The organism is Mycobacterium sp. NTMscope_MAC_12, assembly GCF_976985675.1.
Genome location: NZ_CDRJYY010000001.1, coordinates 4,696,668 through 4,720,583 on the forward strand (window position 1 = coordinate 4,696,668; position 23,916 = coordinate 4,720,583).

The following is a 23,916-nucleotide window of genomic DNA, read 5'->3' on the forward strand; positions in this document are numbered from 1 at the left end:
CTTTCGCGGGTCTCCTGAATGATCAGCGCAGCAGATGCGTGCGGGCGAACTGCAGCGACTCGGCGAGCATGGCTTCGCGCTCATTGGCCGAACGCGCGCCGGACGTCGACACCTCCAGGATGACGTGCCCGGCGAAATGGCTGGCGGCCAGCATCTGGCACAGCTCGACGGTGGGTTGTGTGCCGCGTCCCGGCACCAGATGCTCGTCGGCGGGCAGCCCGTTGCCGTCGCACAGGTGCAGATGCACCAGCCCCGCCCCCATCCGCTGCGCCATGTCCAGGGAATCGGTGCCTGCGGTCGCGGTGTGGGACAGGTCCAGCGTGTAGTGGGCGTGGTTGCCGTCGAGCGGGTCGTAGGAGGGCGCGAACGCGGAAATCGCCGCACCGGGGCCGCCGCCGCGCCGGCGCATCCGTTCCAGCGACTGACCGGCCCCAAAAAGCCGGTCCGCCCGGAACGGGAACATGTTCTCGACCGCGACCATCACGTCGCTCGACGCTTCCAGTTTGGCCACCTGGTCGCTGAACCCCTCGGCGTAGCGCCGCTGCCAGCGAAACGGCGGATGCACGACGACGGTCTGCGCGCCCAGCTGTTCGGCGACGCGCACGCTGCGGTCCAGCTTGGGGATCGGATTGGGACCCCACACCCGTTGCGAGATCAGCAGGCACGGCGCGTGCACCGACAACACGGGGACGCGATAGCGCCGGGACAGCTTCTTGACGGCCGCGACGTCCTGGCTCGCCGACTCGGCCCAGACCATCAGCTCGACGCCGTCATACCCCAGCCGGGCCGCGTACTCGAACGCGGCCTCGGCCCGCAACGGGTACACCGAAGCCGTGGAGAGGCCGACTTTGATGGCTGGGCGCACTGGCTGTGGGCGCCGCTAGCCCGACTGCAACGACAGCGCCAGCGGCCCCAGGGTGATCAGCGCACCCACCGCGACCGCGATCAACGTGCTGGCGATGTCCTCGGTCTTGCGGACCACCCGCACCCCCACCACCAGGCCGAGGATGACCAGCACCGAGAGCACCAACGCCACGATGCTGTTCCAGCGCCACAGCTGGTCGAAGGCCACGAACAACCCGCCGCCGAATGCGACCGCCAGGATCGACTGGAGCACCACCACGGCGCCCCGCCACAGCGAGTCGAGCCTGCCCGGCGCCGGGTGAGCGTCCGCGCCCTCGACGTGCCCGTCTTCGCCCTCGAGGTGCTCCTCGTCGCCGAGCAGTCCGGCGGTCAGCGACCCCGCGCCGGCGGCGTCCTCGTCCTCCTCCAACGAGCCCGAGGATTGCAGGTAGGAGCGCACGTAGGCGGAGTCCTCCAGCGCGGGTTCGGCTTCGCGGACGTCGGAGTCCATCACGTCGACGGGGATGTCGGCGTAGTGGTCCATCGGGTCAAAGCTCATGTCCTCGGCGCCAGAGGGTTCGCCGGGCTTGACGGTCCCGTTGGCCAACGGCCGGGGGTATTCGCTGCGCTCGGGGCCCGGCGTCCGCTTGGGCTGCGGCGGCGACTTGGGCCAGCGCGGCTCGGGCTCGGACCAGTAGGCGGTCTTGGGCTTGTCTTCGGTCACCGGCTCGACGACGCCGTTCTCGGTGTCGTCGGCGGGTTCGGCGGGTTGGGCGGCCTCGATCGTGTCGGTGGCGCCGTGTTCGACGTCGTCGTCGTCACTCACCACGGGGATTTCGCCGGTGAGCTCGGCGACGGTCACCGCGTCGCTGTCACCGCGGCGACGGCGGCGCCGACGGGTGACCGCCGGGGCGCCGATGGTTCCGTTTCTGGCCAGCAATTCGGCCACCGAGATCGGCCGAGTGCCCGGGCTTTCGGTCTCGGAGTGCGGTCCGGTCATGGTTTGTCGCCTCTCGATCGGTGCTGATTCCGATCAACTACCTGACCTCCAGCATTACGCACCGACGGGCCCATGAGGGCAGTTCCGTCGGCTTCACTGTCGAGTTTGCGCAGAATGAGACCTTCCCGTAATGCCCACGGGCAAATATCCACCACTTCAATCGACAGCGCTCGCATGCTCGCCTCCGCCACCAGCGCACCCGCCACAATCTGCGGGGCGCGCTCGGCGCTCACTCCTTCCAGTTCCGCCCGGTCAGCGGTCGTCATCCTAGAGATGAAAGATATGAGTTGCCTGAGGCCGTTTGCTGTCAGCGTCCTCTTGACCCGCGGCCCGGCCCCCGACGGGGCCGCGCCGGTGAGCCGCGCGAGCGAGCGGAACGTCTTCGACGTCGCCACCGCCAGGTCGGGACTGCCGGCATCGAGGATCTTCGCGCTGGCTTCCGCGAGCTCGGCGTCCAGCCAATCCCGCAGCATCGCCACCCGGCGCCGCCCGGGTGGGTCGTCGGGCAGCCATTCGCGGGTCAGCCGGCCGGCGCCCAGCGGCAGCGACATCGCGACCTCGGGCTCCTCGTCCAGGCCGCTGGACATCTCCAGCGAACCGCCACCGATGTCGAGGTTGATGATCCGTCCCGCGCTCCAGCCGTACCAGCGCCGCACCGCCAAGAAGGTCAGCCGCGACTCGTCGACACCGGTCAGCACCCGCAACTCGACGCCGGTCTCCTTGCGCACCCGGCTCAGCACGTCCTCGGAGTTGCCGGCGTCCCGGACCGCCGAGGTGGCGAAGGCCATCAGCTCCTCGCAGCCCGAACTGTCGGCGATCTTGGCGAATTCGTCGATGGTGGAGATCAGCTTTTCGGCGCCACGTTTGGTGATCTTGCCGGCGCTGTCGGTGGCCTCGGCCAGCCGCAGGGTGGCCTTCGTCGAACTCATCGGCGTCGGATGACCGCCCCGGTGGGCATCGACCACCAGGAGATGCACCGTGTTGCTGCCCACGTCGAGAACGCCCAATCGCACGTAGACAACCTAACCGGGCCTGGCCGCCGGGCTCTTGCGCGACCCGGTTAACCCACCGTGATCACGGCCATACGGGCGCGAGTGTCAGCGGCTCGGCTGCGCCGAAATGTGGTCTAACGTGGACTCCGTGGCGAATTCGCACCCGGAACCGGTAGCGCCGGGCCAAGAGGTCGAACTGGATTTCGCCCGCGAATGGGTGGAGTTCTACGACCCCGACAACCCCGAGCATCTGATCGCCGCCGACCTGACCTGGCTGCTCTCGCGGTGGACGTGCGTGTTCGGCACTCCGGCCTGCCGGGGCACGGTGGAGGGCCGCCCGGACGACGGGTGCTGCTCGCACGGCGCGTTCCTGTCCGACGACGACGACCGCGCCCGCCTGGACGACGCGGTGAAAAAGCTGACCGCCGCCGACTGGCAGTACCGCGAAAAAGGCTTGGGCCGCAAGGGATATCTGGAGCTCGACGAGCACGAGGGCCAACCGCAGTACCGCACCCGCAAGCACAAGGATGCGTGCATCTTCCTGAACCGCCCCGGTTTCGCGGGCGGGGTCGGCTGCGCGCTGCACAGCAAGGCGCTCAAGCTCGGTGTGCCGCCGCTGACCATGAAGCCGGATGTCTGCTGGCAGTTGCCGATCCGCCGCAGCCAGGAGTGGGTGACCCGGCCCGACGGCACCGAGATCCTCAAGACCTGGGTCACCGAATACGACCGCCGCGGCTGGGGTTCCGGGGGCGCCGACCTACACTGGTACTGCACCGGCGACCCGGCCGCTCACGTCGGCGCCAAGCAGGTGTGGGAAAGCCTGGCCGACGAACTCACCGAGCTGCTGGGCAGCAAGGCCTACGCGGAGCTGGCCGCAATGTGCAAGCGCCGCAGCAAGTTAGGGCTTATCGCGGTGCACCCGGCGACTCGCATCGCCGAGTAGCCGCTAGCCTTCCAGCTTGTAGCCCAGGCCCCGCACCGTCACCAGGTGCACCGGGTTGGCCGGGTCGGCTTCGATCTTGGACCGCAGGCGCTTGACGTGGACGTCGAGCGTCTTGGTGTCGCCGACGTAGTCCGCACCCCACACCCGATCGATCAGCTGCCCGCGGGTCAGCACCCGGCCGCTGTTGCGCATCAGGTACTCGAGCAAGTCGAATTCCTTGAGCGGCAAGGTGATCGCGTCACCGTTGACCGACACGACGTGGCGTTCGACATCCATCCGCACCGGGCCGGACTCGAGCACGCCGTCGCTGATCTCGGACTCGTCGTCGCCGCCGCGGCGTAGCACCGCCCGGATCCGCGCGATCAGCTCACGCGCCGAATAGGGCTTGGTCACATAGTCATCCGCGCCCAACTCGAGACCGACGACCTTGTCGATCTCACTGTCGCGGGCGGTCACCATGATCACCGGCACGCTGGAACGCGCGCGCAGCTGCTTGCAGACGTCGGTGCCCGACATTCCGGGCAGCATGAGGTCGAGCAGCACGATGTCGGCGCCGGCTCGGTCGAACTCGGCGAGCGCCGCCGACCCGTCGGTCACCACGGTGGCCTCGAAGCCCTCCTTGCGGAGCAGGAACGCCAGCGGATCGGCCAGCGACTCCTCGTCCTCCACGATCAGCACACTGGTCATGAGCGCGATTCCTCCTCATCGCTACGCTCGGCATCGTCATACGCGCGGGTCATGAGCGCAACTCCTCGGCATCGTCGTACGCGCGGGTCATCGACTTAGTTCTTCCTCTCTTTGGGACCGGTCGGGCCGCACGTCGCGGCCCTGCGGTTGCTCGGATTCGCCCTCGTCTCGAGTTGACGGCTTGGCCGCCGGAATGGACAGGGTGAATGTCGATCCGGTTCCCGGCTTGCTCCACACGCCGATGGTGCCGTTGTGGTTGGCCGCGACGTGTTTGACGATCGCCAGGCCCAGGCCGCTGCCGCCGGTGGCCCGTGAGCGGGCCTTGTCGCCCCGGAAGAACCGCTCGAAGACCCGCTCCTGGTCTTCCAGGGCGATCCCGATCCCGCGATCCGTGACGGCGATCTCGACGTTCTCGCCGCGGCGGCGACGGCTGATCGACACCGGCGAACCCGGCGGCGAATAGGCGATCGCGTTGGAGACCAGGTTGGCCAGCGCGGTGATCAACAGCGTTTCGTCGCCGAGCACCCGCAAACCGCTGGGAGAGTCGGTGCGGACCGCGATGTTGGTGTTGTCGGCCGCCACCTTGTGGCGCGAAATCGCTTCGCTCACAACCCTGTCCACGTTGACCTCGACGACGTCGGGCAGCGGCTCGGCGCCTTGGAGCCGGGACAGCTCGATCAGCTCGGCGACCATGTCCCCCAGGCGGTTGGCTTCGACGAGCACCTTCTCGGCGAACCTTCGCACGGTTTCGGAGTCGTCGGCTGAGGCGAGCAGGGCCTCGGCGAGCAGGGCCATCGCACCCACCGGGGTCTTGAGCTCGTGGCTGACATTGGCCACGAAGTCGCGCCGGGTAGCTTCCATCCGCGCATAGTCGGACTGGTCGTGGGCGAAGACCACGGCGAACCGGCGGTCCTCTTCGCTGAGCAACCGGGCCTGCCCGTGCACCGACAGCCCGGACCGGCCGCCCGCCCGTTTCGCCGGCTGCAGGTCGAACTCGACGTCGACACCGGTCAGCGCCTGCTGCGCCGCCTCCCAGGCCTGGTCATCGAGCTGGCGGTCGCGCACCAGGCCCAGCTCCTTGGCCCGATTGTTGAGGTAGACGACGTCGCGATGGACGTCCACCACCGCCGCGCCCACCGGCATCAGCGACACGATGCATTCCAGCATCTGCCCGACGGTGATCCCGGTCCACTCGGTGCTCGCCCGCTGGCGGCGCTGCACCGCGCGCGGAGACAGCCGGGCCCCGACCGCCACACCTGCGGCCAGTGCCAGCACGGACAACACCCCGGCGAGCAACAGCGCCGAGAACACAGTCACATAGCAAATCCTACAAATCTTCCTGAACGCTGCCCTAGCAGAACGAGGCCAAAATCGGACAAGTCACACCTTGCGTCACAGGTGTTCCGCTCCCGTTCACGTGGTGTTTGGCTAACGGGGCGTTCGCGCGCCATATCGCGCCGGGGCGCAAACCTCAGCCGCGGCCCTGGCCGGCGACCGCGGCGGCACCGGCGGCGGCCGCTTCGGGGTCCAGATAGGTGCCGCCGGGCACCACCGGCCGCAGGTCGGCGTCCAGGTCGTAGCGCAGCGGGATGCCGGTCGGGATGTTCAGGCCCACGATGTCGTCGTCGGACATCTGATCGAGGTGCTTGACCAGGGCCCGCAGCGAGTTGCCGTGCGCGACGATCAGCACCGTCTTGCCGCTGCGCAGGTCCGGGACGATGACGTCGGTGAAATACGGCAGGAAGCGGACAACCACGTCGGCGAGGCACTCGGTCAGCGGCCCGCCGCCGATGTCGGCGTACCGGGGATCGGCGTCCTGGCTGTAGGTGCTGCCCTGCTCGATCGGCGGGGGCGGCGTGTCGTAGCTGCGTCGCCAGGCCATGAACTGGTCGTCGCCGTAGCGCGCCTTGGTCTCGGCCTTGTCCAGGCCCTGCAGCGCCCCGTAATGGCGTTCGTTGAGCCGCCAGGTGCGCCGCACCGGAATCCACAGCCGGTCGGCGGCGTCCAGCGCCAGGTGCGCGGTGGAGATGGCCCGGCGCAGCAGCGACGTGTAGAGGATGTCGGGCAACAGGTTGTGCTCGGCGAGCAGCTCGCCGCTGCGCACCGCCTCGGTGCGGCCCTTGTCGGTCAGCCCGACGTCCACCCAGCCGGTAAACAGGTTCAGCGAATTCCATTCGCTCTCGCCGTGGCGGAGCAGCACCAGCGTGGCAGAGTCACCCATGCCGGTTAGTCTCTCACGCACTCATCGAGCCGCGCCGAGCGTACTAATCCGGGTCGTCTTCGTCGTCTTCGTCGATCAGGTGGGCGAAGGCCTGCAGGTTCTTCAGCGACTCGCCGCGCGACACCCGCCACTCCCACTCTTTCTGGATCGACGAGCGAAAACCCAACTCCAGCAACGTATTAAAGTCCGAGTCCACCGCTTCGAGCACCTGGCCGAGCACCCGGTCGATCTCGTCGGCGTCCACCGACGGCAGCGACATGCGGCCCACCAGGTAGATGTCGCCGACGTTGTCCAGCGTGTAGGCGACGCCGTAGAGCCGGCGATTGCGCTTGAGCAGGAATCGGTAGACGCCCTCGTGGTTCTCGTCGGGCTTGCGGCACACGAAGGCCTCGACCCGCACCGAATGCTCGCCGACGCTCAAGATGGTGTTGGTCTTGAGCTTGCGCTCGCCGGGCAGTTCCACCACCAAGCCGGGCGGACCGCCATGTGCGCCAGCGTGTTTCGAGTAGTTCAGCCCGCTGGCCCGCAGGGCATCCTCGATCACCCGGGTTACGGTGGAGGAACTCATGCGCCCACCCCGCGGCGCTCGGCGGTGTACTCGCCGATCGCGCGGCGATAGCTGGCCAGCAGCGCATCGGTGGTGTGGTCCCAGGAGAAGGTGGCCGCGTGGGCGGCGGCCGCGCGGCCCATCTCCGCGGCCTGCTCCGCCGGCCTGCGCAGCAGGCCGTCCAGCGCGGCCGCCCAGCGGTCGACGTCGTGCCCGGCGACCAGCGTGCCGGTGATCCCGTCGCGCACGGCCACCGGCAGCCCGCCGACCGCGGCCGCCGCCACCGGGGTGCCGCAGGCCTGCGCCTCGAGGGCGACCAGGCCGAACGACTCCGAATAGCTCGGCACCGCAACGACATCGGCGGCCTGGAACAACGTGGCCAGGTTCGGCCGGGACTGCGGGGGCAGGAAGGTCACCCGCGCGGTGATGCCCAGCTCGTCGGCCAGCCGGGCCAATCCGTCCGGGGAAGCCAGGCCGCTGCCCGACGGCCCGCCCGCGACCACGATCCGCGCCCCCGGCAGTTTCGCGGCGGCACGCAACACGATGTCGGGCGCCTTCAGCGGCTGGATCCGGCCGACGAACGCCACGATGCATTCGTCGGGCGGCAGGCCCAGCGCGGCCCGGGCGGCCCGGCGATCGCCGGGCCGGAACACGTCGAGGTCCACCCCGGGATGGACGACGTCGATCCGCGCCGGGTCGGCGTGGTGAATCGAGATCAGTTGCCTGGCCTCGTCGTCGGTGTTGACGATCAGGCGGTCCGCCTCGTCGACCACCTGCTGCTCCCCCACCGTGCGCAGCGGCGGCTCGGGCGAGTCCCCCTCGGCCAACGCCGCGTTCTTGACCGCGGCCAGGGTGTGCGCGGTGTGCACCAGCGGCACCGCCCAGCGGTCGCGGGCCAGCCAGCCCACCTGCCCGGACAGCCAATAGTGCGAGTGCACGATGTCGTAGTAGCCCGGCTCATGGGATGCCTCGGCGCGCAACACCCCCGCCGCGAACGCGCACAGCTGGGTGGGCAGGTCGTATTTGTCCAGCCCCTCGAACGGCCCCGCCACCACGTTGCGGACCAGCACCCCGGGCGCCACCCGCGCCACCGGCGGGTCGGCGGACGCGGTCGCCCGGGTGAAGATCTCCACCTCGATGCCCCGCCGCGCCAGGTGCAACGCGGTCTGCAGCACGTAGACGTTCATGCCGCCCGCGTCGCCGGTGCCGGGCTGGGCCAGTGGGGAGGTGTGGACCGCCAACACTGCAACGCGGCGCGGTTCGTTCAGCCGGAAAACGTCATCGTGCCGCACCCTGTCATCTTTACAGGACGGCTCGCCGGCGGCCGCACCCGCGCAGGACACGCGTCAGGCGGGCGACTCGTCCCGGGTGACGTCGTGCAACCGGGCGTCCAGCGCCCCGGCCCGCCGCATCGCACCCAGCGGGTCGGCGTACAGCCCGGACAGCGACACGGTCCCCGCACCGGCCTCCTGCACCCGGTTACCGAAGGCGGTGACGCGGATGTCGCGCGGCCCCAACACCGAGCGTGCGGCGAACGCCGCCTCCACCTGCTCCATCGCTTCGGGGTACTCCGTGAACGCCTGGCCACCGACCACCAGTTCGTCGGGGTTGAGCATGTCGCGCAGCAACGCCACCGCCTCGCCGAGCACCCGGCCCCGCTCGGCGAGCAGATCCTTGGCCTGCTGGTTGCCGGCGCGCGCCACCCGCAACAGGTCGGCGATGCCGGTGGCGGGCCCGTTGCCGCGGTTCGCGGGGGCGAACGGCAGGACGCGCTGCTGGCGGGCGGCGGCCACCACGGCTTCGTCGCTGACGGTGGATTCCAGCTGTCCGGTGCCGCCGAGCAGCTCGGAGTGGGCGGGCAGGCTCGCGATGGTGCCCGGCCCGCTGGACGGGCAGTGCACCCGCCCGCCGATCACCAGCGCGTAGCCCACGGTCTCGCGGGCGTAGACGTACAAGCTCGTCGGCGAGCTGGGCAGGAATCGCCGCATGCCCAGCAGCAGCTCGGCCCCGGCCATGGCGTCCACGTGCGAAGCCACCGAGACCGGCAGGCCCAGCGCGTCGGCCAGCACCTGTCCGACCGGCGCCTGCCGCCAGCCCAGCCGCGGGTGGTCGACCTGGCCGGTGGCGCCGTCGACGGTGCCGCCGATGGCGACCCCGACCCACAGCGGCCGCCGCCGATGCCAGCGCCGCAGGTACCGCCGGGCGCTGTCGGCCAGCGACGCCAGCGCGGGCCCGGCCGGGTTGCGCGGCGTCGGGGTCTCGACGGTGTCGAGGGTGCGGCCGAACAGGTCGGTGGCGACGATGCTGGTGGTGCGCGCACCGATGTGGATGCCCAGCGTCACGAACGGCTCGTGGTTGACCTCCACCGGCACGCGCGGGCGGCCGATCGCGCCGGAGACGGCCAGGTCGGCGCGCTCCCGCAGCAGGCCGGCCTCCAGCAGGGCGATGACCTGACGGTTGACCGTCGCGATGCTCAGCGAGGTGACGCCGGCGATGACGTCACGGCCGACTGGGCCGCGCAGCCGCACGGCCCGGAAGACGGAGGCCGCCGCCGAGTCGGGGATGTGCAACGCCGGCGGCACAATTTGCCGGCGCACCACGCGGTGGCCCTTTTGGCCGGAGTGGCCGGCGATGCGACTGGGCGAAAGATGGGTATGGGTAAGGATATTGGTGGGCACGAGCGTCCTTTGTCCGAATTTTGCTGGCCGTCTTGGCCACACCTGGCATGGGGTCAGGGGCGGCAAAGTGCGCAGCAACAACACGCACCCGCCGCGCACAGACACGCGGCGGTTGTGATGTTGGACAGGGCGCTGTGAAGCACACGGAAAATTTAGCACGTTCACTAAGGTTGTTTCGATGGTTAAAACTGGCAGGAATGAACGCGTCGCGGTGATCACGGGAGCCAGCTCCGGGATCGGGGCGGCGACCGCCCGCACCCTGGCTGCACAGGGCTTTCACGTCGTCGCGGTGGCGCGCCGGGCGGACCGGATCCGCGACCTGGCCGAGGAGATCGGCGGCACCGCGATTGTGGCCGATGTCACAGACGACGCCGCCGTCGACGCGCTGGCGGGCAAATTGAGCCGCGTCGACGTGCTGGTCAACAACGCCGGCGGCGCCCGCGGACTGGAACCCGTCAGCGATTCCGACCTCGAACACTGGCGGTGGATGTGGGAGACCAACGTGATCGGCACGCTGCGCGTCACCCGCGCGTTGCTGCCGAAGCTGATCGAATCCGGAGACGGGCTGATCGTCACCGTCACTTCCGTTGCGGCGCTTGAGGTTTACGACGGCGGTGCCGGCTACACGGCGGCCAAACACGGCCAGGGCGCGCTGCACCGCACCCTGCGGGGCGAACTACTGGGCAAACCGGTGCGGCTGACCGAGATCGCCCCGGGGGCCGTCGAAACGGAATTCTCGCTGGTGCGCTTCGACGGCGACCAACAGCGCGCGGACGCCGTCTACACCGGCATCACCCCGTTGGTGGCGGCCGATGTGGCCGAAGTGATCGGATTCGTCGCCTCGCGGCCCGCCCACGTCGACTTGGACCTGATCGTGATGAAGCCGCGCGACCAGGCGTCGGCCAGCCGCTTTAACCGCCGGAGGTAGCCGGGCCGGTGGTGGCGGGTGTCGTCGTGGTCGGGGTGCCCGACAGGGTCGGCGCGTTGGACGGCGTCACCGGGGCGGTGACCGGGATCTGCGTTGACGGCGGACGGGCGCTGGGCGGGGGCAACGCCGACATGGACACCCAGGTGTCCCAGTCCACGGCCCAGTCCCAGATGTCGCCGTCGGAGTAGGACAGCTGGATCGTGCTACCGGTCACTTCGACAGGGTCGCCGTAGATCGCCGACTGGTAGTACTGCTCGGCGTCGCTCGTGGACAGGTTGATGCAGCCGTTGGTGACGTTCGAATTGCCTTGTGCGCCAGAGCTTGCCGGGTTTGCGTGGATGAACTCGCCGTTGTTGGAGATCCGCACCGCCCAGCGTTCGTGGATGTGGTTGTAGCCCGCCGCCGGGTTGGACATGTAGAAGTCGGCGTACTTCTCGCTGACCACGTGGATGCCGTTGCGGGTGACGTTGCGCGCCTTGTCGGCCTCGCCGTAGCTGCACGGGAAATCCATGATGACGCCCTCGTCGCGGACCACCTGGATGCGGTGCGACGAGACCTCGGCCTTGACCACCTGCCGGCGGCCGATCTGGATGTTCAGCGAGATGTCCTCGGCGCCGTACGCGCTGTCGCCGAACGGCAGGCCGTACAGCTTGGCCTCGACGTTGACCGTGGTGCCCGCGGGGTAGTACTCGCGGGTGCGCCAGTGCGCGCGGGCGCCCTGCGCCTCGTCGGGCAGCCACGCCCAGCTGCCCTCGACGGGCGGATTGGTGGTGACGGTGAGCGCCTTTTCGACGGCGGCCTTGTCGGTGATCGGGGCGTCGAACTGCAGGATGATCGGCGCCGCGACGCCCACGGTCTGGCCGTCGGCCAGCTGGAACGCCCCACCGATCTTCTTGCTGGGCGACACCGTGGTGAACTTGCCCGCGACCGGAACGGCCTTGCCGTCGTGCCCGACGGCCGAGCCGCTCCACGTGTAGGTCATGTCATAGCCCAGGGGTTCGGAGGTCGTGTAGACGGTCCGGTCGTGGTTGAACGCGCCGGCGACGGCCTTGCCCGACGAATTCGACAGCGTGACGTGCTGGAACCACCCGTCGCTCACCTGGACGCTGACCGGGGCGATCGGCACCACGTTCTGGGTGGCGTCTGCGGGCTGGTACTTCAGCTGCAGCGAAGGCTGCTCTTTCTTCTCGGCTCGCTTCGCGGTCGTGCCACTGCATGCGGCCAGCGCATTGGGGGCGAGCACGCCGAGCCCGAGGGTCGCCAAAGCCACGCGCCGGTTGAACGGCCGCGGGGCACGGGACGGGGTCACGAAAATCAAAGATACCGGGGAAATCCGCCAACCCGCCCGCGACAAATCGGGGTCCGGCACGCGTCGGCAAAATTTTACGGCTACAGCCTGCACCCCAGCAGGACGGGCTCCGGGATCAGTGTGACACCAAACACAGCGCGAACGCCGTCGCGGATGACGCGGGCCAGCGCGATCACGTCGTCGGCGCTGGCGCCGCCCCGGTTGGTCAGCGCCAACGCGTGCTTGGTGGACAGCCGGCAGGGCGCTTCGCGGCCGCCCGGGCCCGGCTCCGGATAGCCCTTGGCGAAGCCGGCGCGCTCGACCAGCCAGCCGGCGGCCAGCTTGACGCCGCCGGGAGCCGGGTAGTTCGGGACGGGCCCGTCGACGGTGGCGGCCAGCCGCTCGTAGACGTCGGGGGCGACGACCGGATTGGTGAAGAACGAACCCACGCTCCAGGTGTCGTGATCGGCCGCATCGAGCACCATGCCCTTGCGCGCCCGCAGGGCCAGCACCGCCTCGCGCACCGCCCGCGGGTCGGCACGCTCGCCGCTGCCCGCGTTCAGCGCGGCCGCCAGCTCCCCGTAGCGCAGCGGCGCGCTGCGCCCCGACGCGTCCAGCGCGAACTCCACTTCCAGTACGACAGAAGGGATTTCGAACCCGCTGGCACCCCCGCGTTTGAACACGCTGGTGCGGTAGCCGAAGCCCAGCTCGCCGCCCGGCACCCAGCGCACCTCGCCGCTGCCACGATCGAGCACCCGGACCCGCGTGATGGTGTCGGACACTTCCGCACCGTAGGCCCCGACGTTCTGCACCGGGGTGGCCCCGGCCGAGCCCGGGATGCCGGACAGGCATTCCAGCCCGCCGAGGCCGTGCTCGATGGCGGTGACCACGACGTCGTCCCACACCGCGCCCGCCTGGGCGCGGACCAGGTTGCCGTCGACGGTGATGCCGTCGTTGGCCAGCCGCACGGCGGGCAGGTCCGCGCACGTGTCGGAGATCACCAGGTTGGAGCCGCCGGCGAACACCAGCACCGGGCCGCCTCGTCCGGCGCGCGTCTCGGCGTCCAGGTGCCCCAGCGCGGCGACGACCTGGTCGCTGTTCGTGCACGTGACGAGGCGCCGCGCGACCGGTCCGACCCGCAGGGTCGTCAGCGGCGCCAGCGGCACCGATTCGGCCACCGACGCGCCGGCGAACACCGAACCGGCACCGCTGGATTTCATGGCCCGTAACGGTAGCCTGACCTGCTATGCCGCGTTCATTCGACTTGTCGGCCGACTACGACGGCAGCGTTGACGAGGTGCACCGGGCCTTCACCGATGCGAACTACTGGCGGGCCAGGCTGGCCGAATCCGGGGTCGATGTCGCCACGCTGGAGTCGATGCGGGTCGGCGGGGAGTCCGGTGACGACGACACCGTCGAGGTCGTCACGCTGCAGGTGATCCGCAGCGACAAGCTGCCGGGGATGGTCACGCAGTTGCACAGCGGCGACCTGCGCATCCGGCGCGAGGAGACGTGGGGGCCGGTGACCGACGGCGCCGCGGCGGGGTCGGTCGTGGGCTCGATCGTGGGTGCGCCGGTGAATCTGGAGGGCACCGCCGTCCTGGAGCCGATCGGAAGGACCGGCGGCACCCGGCTGACGTTTCGGGCCACCGTGCAGGTGCGTGTCCCGATCATCGGCGGCAAGTTGGAGAACATCATCGGCGCCCGCCTGGCCGAACTGATCGCCGCCGAACAGCGCTTCACCACGGAGTGGATCGCCAAAACGGCCTGAGCCCCCGGGGTCGTCACGCTTTAAGCTGGCCCTCATGAGAATCGCCCTGGCGCAGATCCTCAGCGGCACCGACCCCGCAGCAAACCTGCAGCTGGTGCGCGAATACAGCCTTCGGGCCGCCGACGCGGGCGCGAAGCTGGTGGTGTTCCCGGAGGCCACCATGTGCCGGTTCGGCGTCCCGCTGGGCCCGGTCGCCGAGCCTGTCGACGGCCCCTGGGCCGACGGTGTGCGGCGCATCGCGGACGAATCTCAGATCACCGTCGTCGCCGGCATGTTCACCCCGGCCGGCGACGGGCGGGTGAAAAACACGCTGCTCGCGGCGGCCCCCGGCCTGCCGGGCGCCCACTACGACAAGATCCACCTCTACGACGCGTTCGGCTTCACCGAATCGCGGACGGTCGCGCCGGGACACGAGCCGGTGGTGATCACGGTCGACGGCGTCGGGGTCGGGTTGACCGTTTGCTACGACATCCGTTTCCCGGAGCTCTACACCGAGTTGGCCCGCCGCGGCGCCCAGGTGATCGCCGTCTGCGCGTCCTGGGGCGCGGGCCCGGGCAAACTCGACCAGTGGACGCTGCTGGCCCGCGCCCGCGCGCTCGACTCGATGAGCTACGTCGCCGCCGCCGGTCAGGCGGACCCCGGTGCCGCGCAGGCGGAATCCGGATCGGGCGCACCGACCGGGGTCGGAGGCAGCCTGGTCGTTTCGCCGCTGGGCGAGGTCATCGCGTCGGCCGGCGCGGACCCGCAGCTCGTGGTGGCCGACGTCGACGTCGACAGGGTCGCCGAGGCGCGCAAAGCCGTCGCGGTCCTCAGCAACCGCTCGGCCTTTGCTCAGATTGATAGGGCAGAATCAGTACGGTGACGAACCCACAAGGACCCCCGAACCCGGACCCGTCGAAGTGGGCCCGTCCCTCCAACCAGGGACCGTTCGGCCAGCCCCCCACGGAACGGCCGACCGAGCGGATCAGCACCGGCGGCCCAGGTCAGATGCGGCCGCCACCGCCACCACCGCCGCCCACCCATGCTCCCCCGCCGGGTCAGACCGAGCGATTCGGGACGCCCCAGCCGAACATGCAGCAACGCGGCTACCCGCCGCCGCCCACGCCGCCCACCGGACCGACGGAGCGGCTGGCCACTCAGCCCGGCGATGACGCCACCCCGGAGAAGAAGAAGCGCCGCTTCGGCCGTGACCCTGTCTCCGTGCTGCTGATCTTCATCATCGTGTTCGCGCTGATCATCGCCGGGCTCATCGGGGCCGAGCTGTACGTGCGCCACGTCGCGGACACCAAGGTCGCCCAAGCGGTGGCTTGCGAGGTCAAGGACCAGGCGACCGCGTCCTTCGGGGTGACGCCGCTGATGCTGTGGCAGCAGGCGACCAAGCACTACACCAACATCTCTGTGCAGACCGCCGGCAACAACATCCGCGACGCCAAGGGCATGAAGCTCTCGATCAACATCAACGACGTGCGGCTCAAGGACACGGCCAACTCGAAGGGCACCATCGGCTCACTGGACGCCACCATCAGCTGGACCAGTGACGGCATCAAGGAGTCGGTGCAGAGCGCGATCCCGGTGCTGGGCCCGTTCGTCACCAACACCGTGACCACCCGTCCCGCCGACGGCACCATCGAGCTGAAGGGCATGTTGGACAACATCACCGCCAAGCCGGTGGTGGAGGGCACCGGGCTGAAGCTGCAGATCGTCAGTTTCAACGCGCTCGGCTTCACGATGCCCAAGGAATCCGTGCAGTCGACGCTCGACGACTTCACCTCGAACCTGACCAAGAACTACCCGCTGGGCATCCGCGCCGACAGCGTGCAGGTCACCGACAAGGGTGTGACCAGCCACTTCTCGACGCGGAACGCCAGCATCCCCACCGGCAACAACAACGATCCCTGCTTCGCCAACCTCTGACGGTTCAGTCCCTTCGGCCGAGCCCGTCGAGCACTGTCCGGGTGCCCGAGAGGCCCAGCCGGGTCGCGCCGGCATCCAGCATCGCGAGCGCGTCCGCGGCGGTGCGGATGCCGCCGCTGGCCTTCACGCCCAGCCGGCCACCGACCGTGTCGGCCATCAGGGCGACCGCCCGCACAGAGGCGCCCCCGGTCGGGTGAAACCCGGTCGAGGTCTTGACGAAGTCGGCGCCGGCGTCTTCGGCGGCGCGGCACACCTGCGTCAGCGTGCGCTCGTCGGCCATCGCCAGCAACGCTGACGATTCCACGATCACCTTGAGCACGGCGCCGCCGACGGCGTTCCGCACGGCCGCGATGTCGGAGCGCACCGCGTCGACGTCGCCCGCCAGCGCCGCGCCGACGTCGATGACCAGGTCGACTTCGCAGGCGCCGGACGCCACGGCCAGGGCGGCCTCGTGGGCCTTGACCGCCGAAACATGCTTGCCCGACGGAAATCCCGCCACGCTGGCCACCCGCACGCCGGGGACGGCGTGCACCGCGACGGGAACCATGGGCGGCGAGACGCAGACCGCGTACACGCCCAGTTCGGCCGCCTCGGCGACCAGGGCGGTCACGTCGGCGGCGGTGGCTTCGGGTTTGAGCAGGGTGTGGTCGACGTAGGCCGCCAACTGTGCCCGGGTGGGGTGGCTGATCATCCGAACGATTCTTCCCGACCGCCCGGATTGCAGTCGGAGGCAACCATTTCCGCGTCGTCGACGACCGGGCGCCACGGCTCCAGGTTCCAGCTGGTCTTGCCGGGCCGAGCCAGTTCGGCGAACTGCCAGTGGCACAGGAACTGGGCCTGCATCCCGGGAGTGTCGGCATCGGGCGCCAGGGCGAGCACCTCGGCCCAGGCCTCGTCGGCCCACGCCGGGGACGCGGGGGTGCGGGAGGCGGCCCGGCCGGCCGCCGACGGGAAGACCCGCAGGCTGCTGCGGCCCTGCCACTGCGCCCACTCGGTGCGCTCGACAAAGGGCGGCGACAGCGCGGGCGGGTTCGGCCCCCCGGTGCCGGGGTCGGGATCGGGCGCGGCGATCGCGTGCGGTGTCGGGCAGCACACGGCGACGAGCGCGGCGGTCGCCGCCGTCAGCAGCACCCTCATCGCGCTAGCGCGACTTGCCCTGTATTTCCAGGAGTTTGGGCCGCACGTCGACCAGGTAGACACCGGCCGCGCAGGCCGCGATCGCCATGCCGAGCACGCCGAAGACGAAGCCCAGGATCGATGTCAGGGCGACGGCGCCGGCCAGGATCAGCAACCACACGGGCTTGGTCAGCTTGTCGGCGGCGGTATAGGCGTCGGGTCGCTGCAGCGCGGCATGCACGAACGCGTAGATCGCCGTGACCAAGACGGCGATCTGCAAAACCAGCATGACGGTACCCACGAGGTGGTTCACGCCTTCAAGCGTAGGCGGGCACCGTCGAAAACGTCGACTCCGAGTCACCCGGAGGCGACTCGGAGCCGAACGTCGTGCGAGTGTCGTACTACTTCTGGGTGACCTTCTTGGCCGCCGCCTTCTTGGCGGGAGCCTTCTTGGCCGGAGCCTTCTTGGCGGGGGCCTTCTTCGCGGGCGCCTTGCCGACGGCCTTCTGGGCCTTCTTGGCGGTCGCTTCGGCCTTGCCGGGCAGCTCGATGCCGACCAGCTTGGCGGCGCGCTCGCCGACGGCGCGGGTCTGCGACGCGACGGTGCCCAGCGCCTCCTGGGTCAGCTCGACGGCCTGGTCGACGTAGCCCTCGGCACGCGCCGAGGCGTCCTCGAACGCCGTCTGGCTGCGCAGCCGCTGCAGGGCCGCCTCGCCGCGCTCGACGAGTTCGTTGTACCGGCTGGTCGCCGCCTCGAGGTAGCCCTCGGCGGCTTTGCGCAGCTCTTCGGTGGTGAATTTGTCGCGCAGCTCGGTGAACTGCTCGGGCAGGTCCTCCTGAAGCTTGGTCAGGCGAGCGCGACGCTCTTCGACCCGGGTGCGGGTCTCGACGCGGGTCTCTTCGGCGCGCTCCCGCAGGCTGGCGATCAGGTCGTTAACCGTGGCCAGGGCCAGGTCGGCCGCGCCCAGGGCGGCGAGCAAAGGGGCCCGCAAGTCTTCGATGTTGGTGTTTTCCGCCATGGTTTTTCCTTTCATGGAGTTGTTGGCTTTGGCGTTTTGTTGTCAGGTGTCTGGTCGGAAAGCTAGGTGCAAACGTCTCCTTCGCAACTGGGGCCGCCAGAACCCGGGGTAGTCGTCCAGCGCTGAGCTGGAATCGGTAGATCCCTCCGTGTGGGGTAACCCCGGCGGCCGGTCGTCTATACATCACCAACCCGAAGCGCCTGTTCACTCGGTGTCGGGTTCGGTCGGACACTCCTCATCGGTGGATTCGTTTTGCTGGGTGAACGATGCGTAGATGTCGAGCAGGATCTGCTTTTGGCGCTCGGTGATCGCAGTGTCGGTGACGATCGCGTCCCGCACCTGACTCTTGTCGGTGGGTTCGAGGATCCCGGCGCGCACGTAGAGAACCTCGGCAGAAACCCGTAGGGCCTTCGCGATCTGGTTCAGGACGTCGGCGGAGGGTTTACGCAATCCACGCTCCACCTGGCTCAAATATGGATTGCTGACCCCGGACTTCTCGGCGAGCTGGCGCACCGAAACCTGCGCGAGTTCACGCTGGCTGCGGATGAAGCTGCCGATGTCAGAGGCCATGTCGGAGGCAGCGTTGGACACCTTGGCGGAGAGCTTCTCCTCGGGTGACATGGCGTGCTCCTGGTCGGGCGGTCGATCTTGACGCCACCAGGGTACAACAAGTGCTTGCTATTGCAAGCACTTGTTAGCACTGCTAGAAAAGCAGCTGCGCGACGGCGTAGATGACCAGGCCCGCCAACGAGCCGACCACCGTTCCGTTGATCCGGATGAATTGCAGGTCACGGCCCACGTGCAGTTCGATGCGCCGGCTGGCCTCCTCGGCGTCCCAGCGTTCGATGGTGTCGGTGATGATCGCTGTGATCTCCACCCCATATTGCGAGACCAGGTGCTGGGCCGCCCGAACGAGCCAGTTGTCGACCTTGTCGCGCAGGTCGACGTCGTCGCGCAGCGACTCCCCGATGCGGACGACCGTGTCGGCGATCCGCGTGCGCAGCGTGCTGGACGGGTCGTCCACACCCTCGAGCACCAGTCGTTTCAGCGTCGTCCACGCGGTCGCGGCGGCGTTGGCGATCTCGTCGCGCGCCATGAGCTGCTCCTTGATGGCGTCGGCACGCGCGATGGTGTCCGGGTCGTGCTGCAGGTCGTCGGCGAATTCGAACAGGAAACGGGTCGCCGACCGGCGCAGTTCGTGCTCGGGGTTGCGGCGCACCTTGTCGGTGAAGTCCATCAGCTCGCGGTGGATGCGATCGCCCACGAGGTGGTCGACGAAGCGCGGCGACCAGGTCGGCGAGTCACGCTCGACCACCCGCTGGATGACCTCGCCCGCGTTCAGCGACCACTGAAAGGCCCGGTCGGCCAGCAACTGGATCAGCGCCTCCTGCCGGTTCTCGGCCAGCAGGGTCGCCAGCACCCGGCCGACGGGCGGGCCCCATTGGGGTTCGGCGATGCGGCGCACGATCATCCGGTCGATCACCTGCTGGACGTCTTCGTCGCGCAGCAGCTCGACCAGCACGCGCAGCACCGTGGCCGTCTCGCTCGCCACCCGCTCGGCATGGGCGGCTTCCGACAGCCATTTCCCGAGCCGCCCGGACACCTCGGCGTCGCGCAGCTTGGTTTCCACCACCTCGGCCGACAGGAAGTTCTCCCGCACGAACGCGCCCAGACCCTCGCCCAGCTGGTCTTTCTTGCGTTTGATGATCGCGGTGTGCGGGATGGGTATGCCCAGCGGGTGCCTGAAGAGCGCGGTCACGGCGAACCAGTCCGCCAGCGCGCCCACCATCCCGGCCTCCGCGGCGGCACCGACGTAACCGACCCAGACGCCCACGCCGGCGTGCGCCTGGGCCCACCGGCAGGCGAGGAACACGCCGGTGGCGCCGATGAGGAAGCTCAGCGCCACCATCTTCATCCGGCGCAGCGCCACCCGTCGCTGCGCGTCGGCCTCTCGATCGGCGCCCGCGAAGGATTCGGCAAAAGAGGTGCGACCCCGGCCCCCGGCCGTCAACGGCGTCGCCGAAGGGGGCCTCGCCGTCGGCGGGCCGGACGCGTCGCCTCGCACCGAGGCTCTGTGTGCCACCACTTCATCATCTATGTTCCCGGCGATTGGTGTGACGACACTGGTTGCAGCCCCGACTTCGAGGCCACTTCACGCCCGGCCAGGACCACAAACCGGCCCGCCCACGCCGTAGTATCAAGGGCGTCTAGGGAATGGGAAATCGGCGATAGTGACAGAGCAAATCACGGTTGCGCACGCCAAAATGGATGGGCGCAAGCGGCGCTGGCATCAGCACAAGGTGGAGCGTCGTAACGAACTCGTTGACGGCACGATCGACGCGATCCGCCGGCTGGGCGGAACGCTGAGCATGGATGAGATCGCGGCAGAGATCGGCGTCTCCAAGACGGTGCTCTACCGCTACTTCGTCGACAAGAACGACCTCACCACCGCGGTGATGATGCGGTTCACCCAGACGACCCTGATTCCCAATATGGCTGCGGCGCTGACGTCCAACCTGGACGGCTTCGACCTGACCCGCGAGGTCATCCGGGTGTACGTCGAAACCGTCGCGAACGAACCGGAGCCGTACCGCTTCGTGATGGCCAACAGTTCCGCCAGCAAGAGCAAGGTCATCGCCGACTCCGAGCGGATCATCGCCCGCATGCTCGCGGTGTTGATGCGCCGTCGCATGCAGCAGGCGGGCATGGATACCGGCGGCGCGGAGCCCTGGGCCTTCCTGATCGTCGGCGGCGTGCAGCTGGCCACCCACTCCTGGATGTCCTATCCGCGGATGAGTCGCGACGAGCTGATCGACTACCTGACGATGCTGAGCTGGAATGCGCTGAAAGGGATCGTCGAGGTCGGCGGATCGCTGGAAAAGTTCCGCGAAGAGCCGCACCCGTCGCCCATCGTCCCGCCCCGGGACCCCGACGACGGGCTCGGGCTCCCAGGCGTTTAAGGCCTGGCGGCGCCGCCGGCGGTTTTCGGAATCGCGCCCGCTTATGTGAGGCTGGCACGCGCCCCGGGGTCTACGACTTCATCAGATTCAGGCGCTAGCATGCAGGAGAGCGTCGGGGGACGAAGCGGGGTATCTGTTCGGCCGTTCGGCCCTGCCCCCCGCAACAAGAAAGGCCCATGACGACATGTCTGTGCAGCTCACGCCGCATTTCGGAAACGTGCAAGCCCATTATGACTTGTCTGACGATTTCTTCCGCCTATTCCTGGACCCCACCCAGACCTACAGCTGCGCCTACTTCGAACGCGACGACATGACCCTGGAAGAGGCGCAGCTCGCCAAGATCGATCTGGCGCTGGGCAAGCTGAAGCTCGAGCCCGGGATGACGCTGCTGGACATCGGTTGCGGCTGGGGTGCCACCATGCGGCGGGCCATCGAGCGCTACGACGTCAACGTCGTGGGCCTGACGCTGTCGGAGAACCAGGCCGAGCACGTGCAGAAGTCCTTCGACCAGATGGACACCACCCGCACCCGTCGGGTGCTGCTGGAGGGCTGGGAGAAGTTCCACGAGCCGGTGGACCGCATCGTCTCGATCGGCGCGTTCGAGCACTTCGGCCGCCAGCGCTACGGGCGCTTCTTCAAGATGGCCTACAACGCGCTGCCGCCCGGCGGAATCATGTTGCTGCACACCATCGTTCGGCCGTCCTTCAAGGATGCGCGGGCGAAGGGTCTGAACCTGACCCGCGAGATCGTCGAGTTCTCGAAATTCATCCTGGCCGAGATCTTCCCGGGGGGCTGGCTCCCGACGCCGCAGACCGTCGGCGAGTACGGGGTCACCGTGGGTTTCGAGCTCACCCGCGTCCAGTCGCTGCGGCTGCACTACGCGAGGACGCTGGACCTGTGGGCCGCGGCGCTCGAGGCGAATCGGGAGCAGGCGCTCGCCATCCAGTCCCAAGAGGTTTACGACCGGTATATGAAGTACCTGACCGGCTGCGCCGAGCTGTTCCGCGACGGGTACACCGACGTCAATCAGTTCACGATGGAGAAGTAACCCGATCGACGGAAACAATCAGCCCCGAACGGATCGCCGTTCGGGGCTGACTTGACTGTCCTATTTGACCAACGTGAATTGCCCCACGTTGCTGATGCCCTTGCGGAAGAAATTCTCGCACCCGGTCAGATAGTGCATGTATTTGTCGTAGACCTCTTGGGACTGGATGGCGATCGCCTTGTCCTTGTTGGCTTCCAGATTGGCCGCCCAGATGTTGAGGGTCCGCGCGTAATGCTGCTGCAGCAACTGCACCCGCTCGACCGAAAAGCCCGCCGCCTCGCCGAACTTGAAAATGTCTTCCTGCGCCGGCAGCTGCCCGCCGGGGAAGATCTCCTGGCCGATGAATCGCGCGAATCGAATATCGCTCATCGTCAACGTGACGCCGAGCTCGGGATATTGCTGCCACTGATACATCAGAATCGTGTGCAAAAGCATCCGGCCGTCGTCGGGAAGGACGTCGTAGGCGATGTCGAAAAATGCGGGATAGCGTTCCATTTTGAACGCCTCGAAGGCGCCGATCGTCACGATCCGGTCGACCTTGTCCTCGAACTCTTCCCAGCCCTGCAGGCGCACCTCGATGTTGCGGTCCGTCGGCAATCCGGACAGCAATTTTTTGCTGTACTCGAATTGGTTGCGGCTCAGCGTGATTCCGATGACGTTGACGTCGTATTTCTCGACGGCCCGTTTGAGCGCGCCGCCCCAACCGCAGCCGATGTCCAGCAGCGTCATCCCGGGCTCGAGGTTCAGCTTTCCCAGCGCCAAGTCGAATTTTGCAATCTGGGCCTCTTCGAGGGTCATGTCGTCGCGCTCGAAGTAGGCGCACGTGTAGCCCATGGTGGGGTCGAGAAACAATGCGAAAAATTCGTCCGAGACGTCGTAGATTGACTGCGACTCCTCGTAATACGGCTCGAGCCTCGTCATCCTCGGTACATACCTTTCGTCCTATTCAACGCGAGCATATTAGCCGACGGTTAGCAGCAGGCAGTGTCAGCCACCTCGCGGTATGCCATCGGATCGGTCAGTACCGGTAAAAGCCCTGACCCGTTTTCTTGCCCAGCCGGCCGGCCTCCACCATCCGCAGCAACAGCGGCGGCGGCCCATAGTGCGGCTCCTTGAACTCCTCGAACATCTTGTCGGCGATCAGTTTCAAGGTGTCCAGGCCGACCAGGTCGGACAGGCGCAACGGGCCCATCGGGTGTGACAGTCCGGCCACCACGGCTTTGTCCACGTCTTCGACGGTGGCGAAGCCAGCCTCCACCATACGGATCGCCGACAGCAGGTACGGCACCAGCAAGGCGTTCACCACGAATCCCGACCGGTCCGAGCAGCGCACCACCTGCTTGCCCAGGACCGCGCTCGCGAATTCCTCGGTGCGGGCGGCGGCGGCTTCGTCGGTGACCAGCGTGCTGACCAGCTCGACCAGCGGCAGCACCGGGACCGGGTTGAAAAAGTGCAGACCCAGCACGCGTTGCGGGTTCTTGGTGGCCGCGGCGATCTTCATGATCGGGATGCTCGAGGTGTTGGACGCCAGCACCGCGTCGGGATCGGTGATCACCCGGTCGAGTTCGGCGAAAACCTGCGCCTTGACGGCGTCGTCTTCGATGATCGCTTCGATGACCAGTTGACGGTCGGCGAGGTCCTTCAGGTCTGTGGTGAAGGTGAGCTTGCTCAGCGCGCGGTCGCGTTCGCGCTCGGTGACCTTGCCGGCGCTGACGCCGCGCTCGAGCGACTTGACGATGCGGTTGCGTCCCGCCGTGATGAGGGCCTCGGTGGTCTCGAACACCGTCACGTCGACGTCGGCGCGGACCGAAACCTCGGCGATGCCGGACCCCATCTGGCCGGCCCCGACTACCCCTACTCGCTGAATCGCTGCGTCACTCACTGAATTCTCTCCGGTTCTCTGCGGTGAACGTATCGCATTGCACCGCAATAGGCCCCGCCCAGGATTGGCTGGGCGGGGC

Annotated in this window: 26 protein-coding genes; 7 read left to right on the forward strand and 19 right to left on the reverse strand. The window is 68.4% G+C overall.

Features of this window, described 5'->3' with window-relative positions; genetic code table 11:
* Nucleotides 1-22 precede the first annotated feature (22 nt).
* Genes AC0KS4_RS21730 through AC0KS4_RS21740 form a run of 3 tightly spaced genes read right to left on the reverse strand, consistent with a single transcriptional unit; the run spans nucleotide 23 to nucleotide 2,856 of the window.
* Nucleotides 23-865 (reverse strand): sugar phosphate isomerase/epimerase family protein, encoded by an 843-nt coding sequence (locus AC0KS4_RS21730; RefSeq protein WP_238956921.1) that lies wholly within the window; start codon nucleotides 863-865, stop codon nucleotides 23-25.
* Between the two features lie 15 nt (nucleotides 866-880).
* Nucleotides 881-1,843 (reverse strand): hypothetical protein, encoded by a 963-nt coding sequence (locus AC0KS4_RS21735; protein WP_225328781.1) that lies wholly within the window; start codon nucleotides 1,841-1,843, stop codon nucleotides 881-883.
* On the reverse strand, nucleotides 1,840-2,856 hold the full coding sequence (locus tag AC0KS4_RS21740) for a Ppx/GppA family phosphatase (RefSeq protein WP_225328780.1): 1,017 nt from the start codon (nucleotides 2,854-2,856) through the stop codon (nucleotides 1,840-1,842). The genes AC0KS4_RS21735 and AC0KS4_RS21740 overlap by 4 nt, the downstream gene beginning before the upstream one ends.
* 118 nt (nucleotides 2,857-2,974) lie before the next feature.
* On the opposite strand from AC0KS4_RS21740, the gene AC0KS4_RS21745 reads away from it, so the two are divergent.
* Nucleotides 2,975-3,778: a DUF3109 family protein gene (locus AC0KS4_RS21745; RefSeq protein WP_225328779.1), complete on the forward strand. Its 804-nt coding sequence runs from the start codon at nucleotides 2,975-2,977 to the stop codon at nucleotides 3,776-3,778.
* Nucleotides 3,779-3,781: 3 nt separating this feature from the next.
* Here AC0KS4_RS21745 and regX read toward each other — a convergent pair whose 3' ends face one another.
* The 6 genes from regX to AC0KS4_RS21775 all read right to left on the reverse strand — a co-directional run bounded on the left by regX (nucleotide 3,782) and on the right by AC0KS4_RS21775 (nucleotide 9,866).
* A complete protein-coding gene (regX, locus tag AC0KS4_RS21750) occupies nucleotides 3,782-4,465 on the reverse strand; it encodes a two-component sensory transduction protein RegX (protein ID WP_225328778.1) in 684 nt (227 codons plus the stop codon).
* Nucleotides 4,466-4,552: 87 nt separating this feature from the next.
* A complete protein-coding gene (locus AC0KS4_RS21755; protein WP_225328777.1) occupies nucleotides 4,553-5,782 on the reverse strand; it encodes a sensor histidine kinase in 1,230 nt (409 codons plus the stop codon).
* A gap of 154 nt (nucleotides 5,783-5,936) precedes the next feature.
* Nucleotides 5,937-6,686: a phosphoglyceromutase gene (locus tag AC0KS4_RS21760; protein ID WP_225328776.1), complete on the reverse strand. Its 750-nt coding sequence runs from the start codon at nucleotides 6,684-6,686 to the stop codon at nucleotides 5,937-5,939.
* A gap of 43 nt (nucleotides 6,687-6,729) precedes the next feature.
* Nucleotides 6,730-7,254, reverse strand: a complete 525-nt coding sequence (locus tag AC0KS4_RS21765) for a type III secretion system chaperone family protein (RefSeq protein WP_225328775.1) — start codon at nucleotides 7,252-7,254, stop codon at nucleotides 6,730-6,732.
* Complete coding sequence (gene mshA / locus AC0KS4_RS21770) at nucleotides 7,251-8,525, reverse strand: D-inositol-3-phosphate glycosyltransferase (RefSeq protein WP_238956922.1); 1,275 nt, start codon at nucleotides 8,523-8,525, stop codon at nucleotides 7,251-7,253. Before mshA ends, AC0KS4_RS21765 begins: the two co-directional genes overlap by 4 nt.
* A 54-nt stretch (nucleotides 8,526-8,579) precedes the next feature.
* A complete protein-coding gene (locus tag AC0KS4_RS21775) occupies nucleotides 8,580-9,866 on the reverse strand; it encodes an ROK family protein (protein WP_225328428.1) in 1,287 nt (428 codons plus the stop codon).
* 223 nt (nucleotides 9,867-10,089) lie between these two features.
* Here AC0KS4_RS21775 and AC0KS4_RS21780 point away from each other — a divergent pair, with 223 nt between their 5' ends.
* Entirely contained in the window at nucleotides 10,090-10,839 is a 750-nt protein-coding gene (locus AC0KS4_RS21780; protein ID WP_238956923.1) for an SDR family oxidoreductase, read from the forward strand.
* Here AC0KS4_RS21780 and AC0KS4_RS21785 read toward each other — a convergent pair.
* Both AC0KS4_RS21785 and AC0KS4_RS21790 read right to left on the reverse strand, forming a co-directional pair.
* The gene (locus AC0KS4_RS21785) at nucleotides 10,823-12,172 is read right to left on the reverse strand and encodes a L,D-transpeptidase (RefSeq protein WP_425326361.1); all 1,350 of its coding nucleotides are present in this window, start codon (nucleotides 12,170-12,172) and stop codon (nucleotides 10,823-10,825) included. The two genes, AC0KS4_RS21780 and AC0KS4_RS21785, sit on opposite strands and share 17 nt — an antisense overlap.
* A 56-nt stretch (nucleotides 12,173-12,228) precedes the next feature.
* The gene (locus AC0KS4_RS21790) at nucleotides 12,229-13,347 is read right to left on the reverse strand and encodes a UDP-N-acetylmuramate dehydrogenase (protein ID WP_225328363.1); all 1,119 of its coding nucleotides are present in this window, start codon (nucleotides 13,345-13,347) and stop codon (nucleotides 12,229-12,231) included.
* A gap of 26 nt (nucleotides 13,348-13,373) precedes the next feature.
* On the opposite strand from AC0KS4_RS21790, the gene AC0KS4_RS21795 reads away from it, so the two are divergent.
* From AC0KS4_RS21795 to AC0KS4_RS21805, 3 genes are read left to right on the forward strand one after another with little or no spacing between them, the layout of a single operon-like run.
* Nucleotides 13,374-13,898 carry a DUF2505 domain-containing protein gene (locus AC0KS4_RS21795; protein ID WP_225328364.1) on the forward strand — a complete coding sequence of 175 codons (525 nt, stop codon included), beginning with the start codon at nucleotides 13,374-13,376 and terminating at the stop codon, nucleotides 13,896-13,898.
* A gap of 34 nt (nucleotides 13,899-13,932) precedes the next feature.
* Nucleotides 13,933-14,760 (forward strand): carbon-nitrogen hydrolase family protein, encoded by an 828-nt coding sequence (locus tag AC0KS4_RS21800; RefSeq protein ID WP_225328365.1) that lies wholly within the window; start codon nucleotides 13,933-13,935, stop codon nucleotides 14,758-14,760.
* A complete protein-coding gene (locus AC0KS4_RS21805) occupies nucleotides 14,757-15,812 on the forward strand; it encodes an LmeA family phospholipid-binding protein (protein ID WP_238956924.1) in 1,056 nt (351 codons plus the stop codon). The genes AC0KS4_RS21800 and AC0KS4_RS21805 overlap by 4 nt, the downstream gene beginning before the upstream one ends.
* A gap of 4 nt (nucleotides 15,813-15,816) precedes the next feature.
* On the opposite strand, the gene deoC is transcribed toward AC0KS4_RS21805, so the two are convergent.
* The 6 genes from deoC to AC0KS4_RS21835 all read right to left on the reverse strand — a co-directional run bounded on the left by deoC (nucleotide 15,817) and on the right by AC0KS4_RS21835 (nucleotide 20,033).
* A complete protein-coding gene (deoC, locus tag AC0KS4_RS21810) occupies nucleotides 15,817-16,503 on the reverse strand; it encodes a deoxyribose-phosphate aldolase (RefSeq protein ID WP_225328367.1) in 687 nt (228 codons plus the stop codon).
* Nucleotides 16,500-16,949, reverse strand: a complete 450-nt coding sequence (locus AC0KS4_RS21815; protein ID WP_238956925.1) for a DUF2599 domain-containing protein — start codon at nucleotides 16,947-16,949, stop codon at nucleotides 16,500-16,502. Before AC0KS4_RS21815 ends, deoC begins: the two co-directional genes overlap by 4 nt.
* Nucleotides 16,950-16,953: 4 nt before the next feature.
* The gene (locus AC0KS4_RS21820; RefSeq protein WP_008261234.1) at nucleotides 16,954-17,241 is read right to left on the reverse strand and encodes a DUF2516 family protein; all 288 of its coding nucleotides are present in this window, start codon (nucleotides 17,239-17,241) and stop codon (nucleotides 16,954-16,956) included.
* A gap of 88 nt (nucleotides 17,242-17,329) precedes the next feature.
* Entirely contained in the window at nucleotides 17,330-17,947 is a 618-nt protein-coding gene (gene hbhA, locus AC0KS4_RS21825) for a heparin-binding hemagglutinin HbhA (protein ID WP_225328369.1), read from the reverse strand.
* Nucleotides 17,948-18,151: 204 nt separating this feature from the next.
* On the reverse strand, nucleotides 18,152-18,568 hold the full coding sequence (locus AC0KS4_RS21830; protein ID WP_225328370.1) for a helix-turn-helix domain-containing protein: 417 nt from the start codon (nucleotides 18,566-18,568) through the stop codon (nucleotides 18,152-18,154).
* Nucleotides 18,569-18,650: 82 nt separating this feature from the next.
* Nucleotides 18,651-20,033: a DUF445 domain-containing protein gene (locus AC0KS4_RS21835; protein ID WP_374109687.1), complete on the reverse strand. Its 1,383-nt coding sequence runs from the start codon at nucleotides 20,031-20,033 to the stop codon at nucleotides 18,651-18,653.
* A 178-nt stretch (nucleotides 20,034-20,211) separates the two neighbouring features.
* Here AC0KS4_RS21835 and AC0KS4_RS21840 point away from each other — a divergent pair, with 178 nt between their 5' ends.
* Together AC0KS4_RS21840 and pcaA are read left to right on the forward strand one after the other, a co-directional pair.
* Nucleotides 20,212-20,907 carry a TetR/AcrR family transcriptional regulator gene (locus AC0KS4_RS21840; protein WP_238957399.1) on the forward strand — a complete coding sequence of 232 codons (696 nt, stop codon included), beginning with the start codon at nucleotides 20,212-20,214 and terminating at the stop codon, nucleotides 20,905-20,907.
* Nucleotides 20,908-21,091: 184 nt separating this feature from the next.
* On the forward strand, nucleotides 21,092-21,955 hold the full coding sequence (pcaA, locus tag AC0KS4_RS21845) for a cyclopropane mycolic acid synthase PcaA (protein WP_225328371.1): 864 nt from the start codon (nucleotides 21,092-21,094) through the stop codon (nucleotides 21,953-21,955).
* Nucleotides 21,956-22,015: 60 nt separating this feature from the next.
* Here pcaA and AC0KS4_RS21850 read toward each other — a convergent pair whose 3' ends face one another.
* Complete coding sequence (locus AC0KS4_RS21850; protein ID WP_225328372.1) at nucleotides 22,016-22,876, reverse strand: cyclopropane mycolic acid synthase family methyltransferase; 861 nt, start codon at nucleotides 22,874-22,876, stop codon at nucleotides 22,016-22,018.
* Between the two features lie 97 nt (nucleotides 22,877-22,973).
* The gene (locus AC0KS4_RS21855; protein ID WP_225328373.1) at nucleotides 22,974-23,837 is read right to left on the reverse strand and encodes a 3-hydroxybutyryl-CoA dehydrogenase; all 864 of its coding nucleotides are present in this window, start codon (nucleotides 23,835-23,837) and stop codon (nucleotides 22,974-22,976) included.
* Nucleotides 23,838-23,916: the final 79 nt, after the last annotated feature.

Bases quoted from the DNA above. Each gene is read 5' to 3' on its own strand.
- regX (WP_225328778.1), bottom strand. From the start codon at position 4,465: ATGACCAGTGTGCTGATCGTGGAGGACGAGGAGTCGCTGGCCGATCCG.
- AC0KS4_RS21780 (WP_238956923.1), top strand. From the start codon at position 10,090: ATGGTTAAAACTGGCAGGAATGAACGCGTCGCGGTGATCACGGGAGCC.
- AC0KS4_RS21815 (WP_238956925.1), bottom strand. From the start codon at position 16,949: ATGAGGGTGCTGCTGACGGCGGCGACCGCCGCGCTCGTCGCCGTGTGC.
- AC0KS4_RS21760 (WP_225328776.1), bottom strand. From the start codon at position 6,686: ATGGGTGACTCTGCCACGCTGGTGCTGCTCCGCCACGGCGAGAGCGAA.
- AC0KS4_RS21790 (WP_225328363.1), bottom strand. From the start codon at position 13,347: ATGAAATCCAGCGGTGCCGGTTCGGTGTTCGCCGGCGCGTCGGTGGCC.
- hbhA (WP_225328369.1), bottom strand. From the start codon at position 17,947: ATGGCGGAAAACACCAACATCGAAGACTTGCGGGCCCCTTTGCTCGCC.
- AC0KS4_RS21850 (WP_225328372.1), bottom strand. From the start codon at position 22,876: ATGACGAGGCTCGAGCCGTATTACGAGGAGTCGCAGTCAATCTACGAC.
- deoC (WP_225328367.1), bottom strand. From the start codon at position 16,503: ATGATCAGCCACCCCACCCGGGCACAGTTGGCGGCCTACGTCGACCAC.
- AC0KS4_RS21830 (WP_225328370.1), bottom strand. From the start codon at position 18,568: ATGTCACCCGAGGAGAAGCTCTCCGCCAAGGTGTCCAACGCTGCCTCC.
- AC0KS4_RS21800 (WP_225328365.1), top strand. From the start codon at position 13,933: ATGAGAATCGCCCTGGCGCAGATCCTCAGCGGCACCGACCCCGCAGCA.
- AC0KS4_RS21765 (WP_225328775.1), bottom strand. From the start codon at position 7,254: ATGAGTTCCTCCACCGTAACCCGGGTGATCGAGGATGCCCTGCGGGCC.
- AC0KS4_RS21840 (WP_238957399.1), top strand. From the start codon at position 20,212: ATGGATGGGCGCAAGCGGCGCTGGCATCAGCACAAGGTGGAGCGTCGT.
- AC0KS4_RS21735 (WP_225328781.1), bottom strand. From the start codon at position 1,843: ATGACCGGACCGCACTCCGAGACCGAAAGCCCGGGCACTCGGCCGATC.
- AC0KS4_RS21795 (WP_225328364.1), top strand. From the start codon at position 13,374: ATGCCGCGTTCATTCGACTTGTCGGCCGACTACGACGGCAGCGTTGAC.
- pcaA (WP_225328371.1), top strand. From the start codon at position 21,092: ATGTCTGTGCAGCTCACGCCGCATTTCGGAAACGTGCAAGCCCATTAT.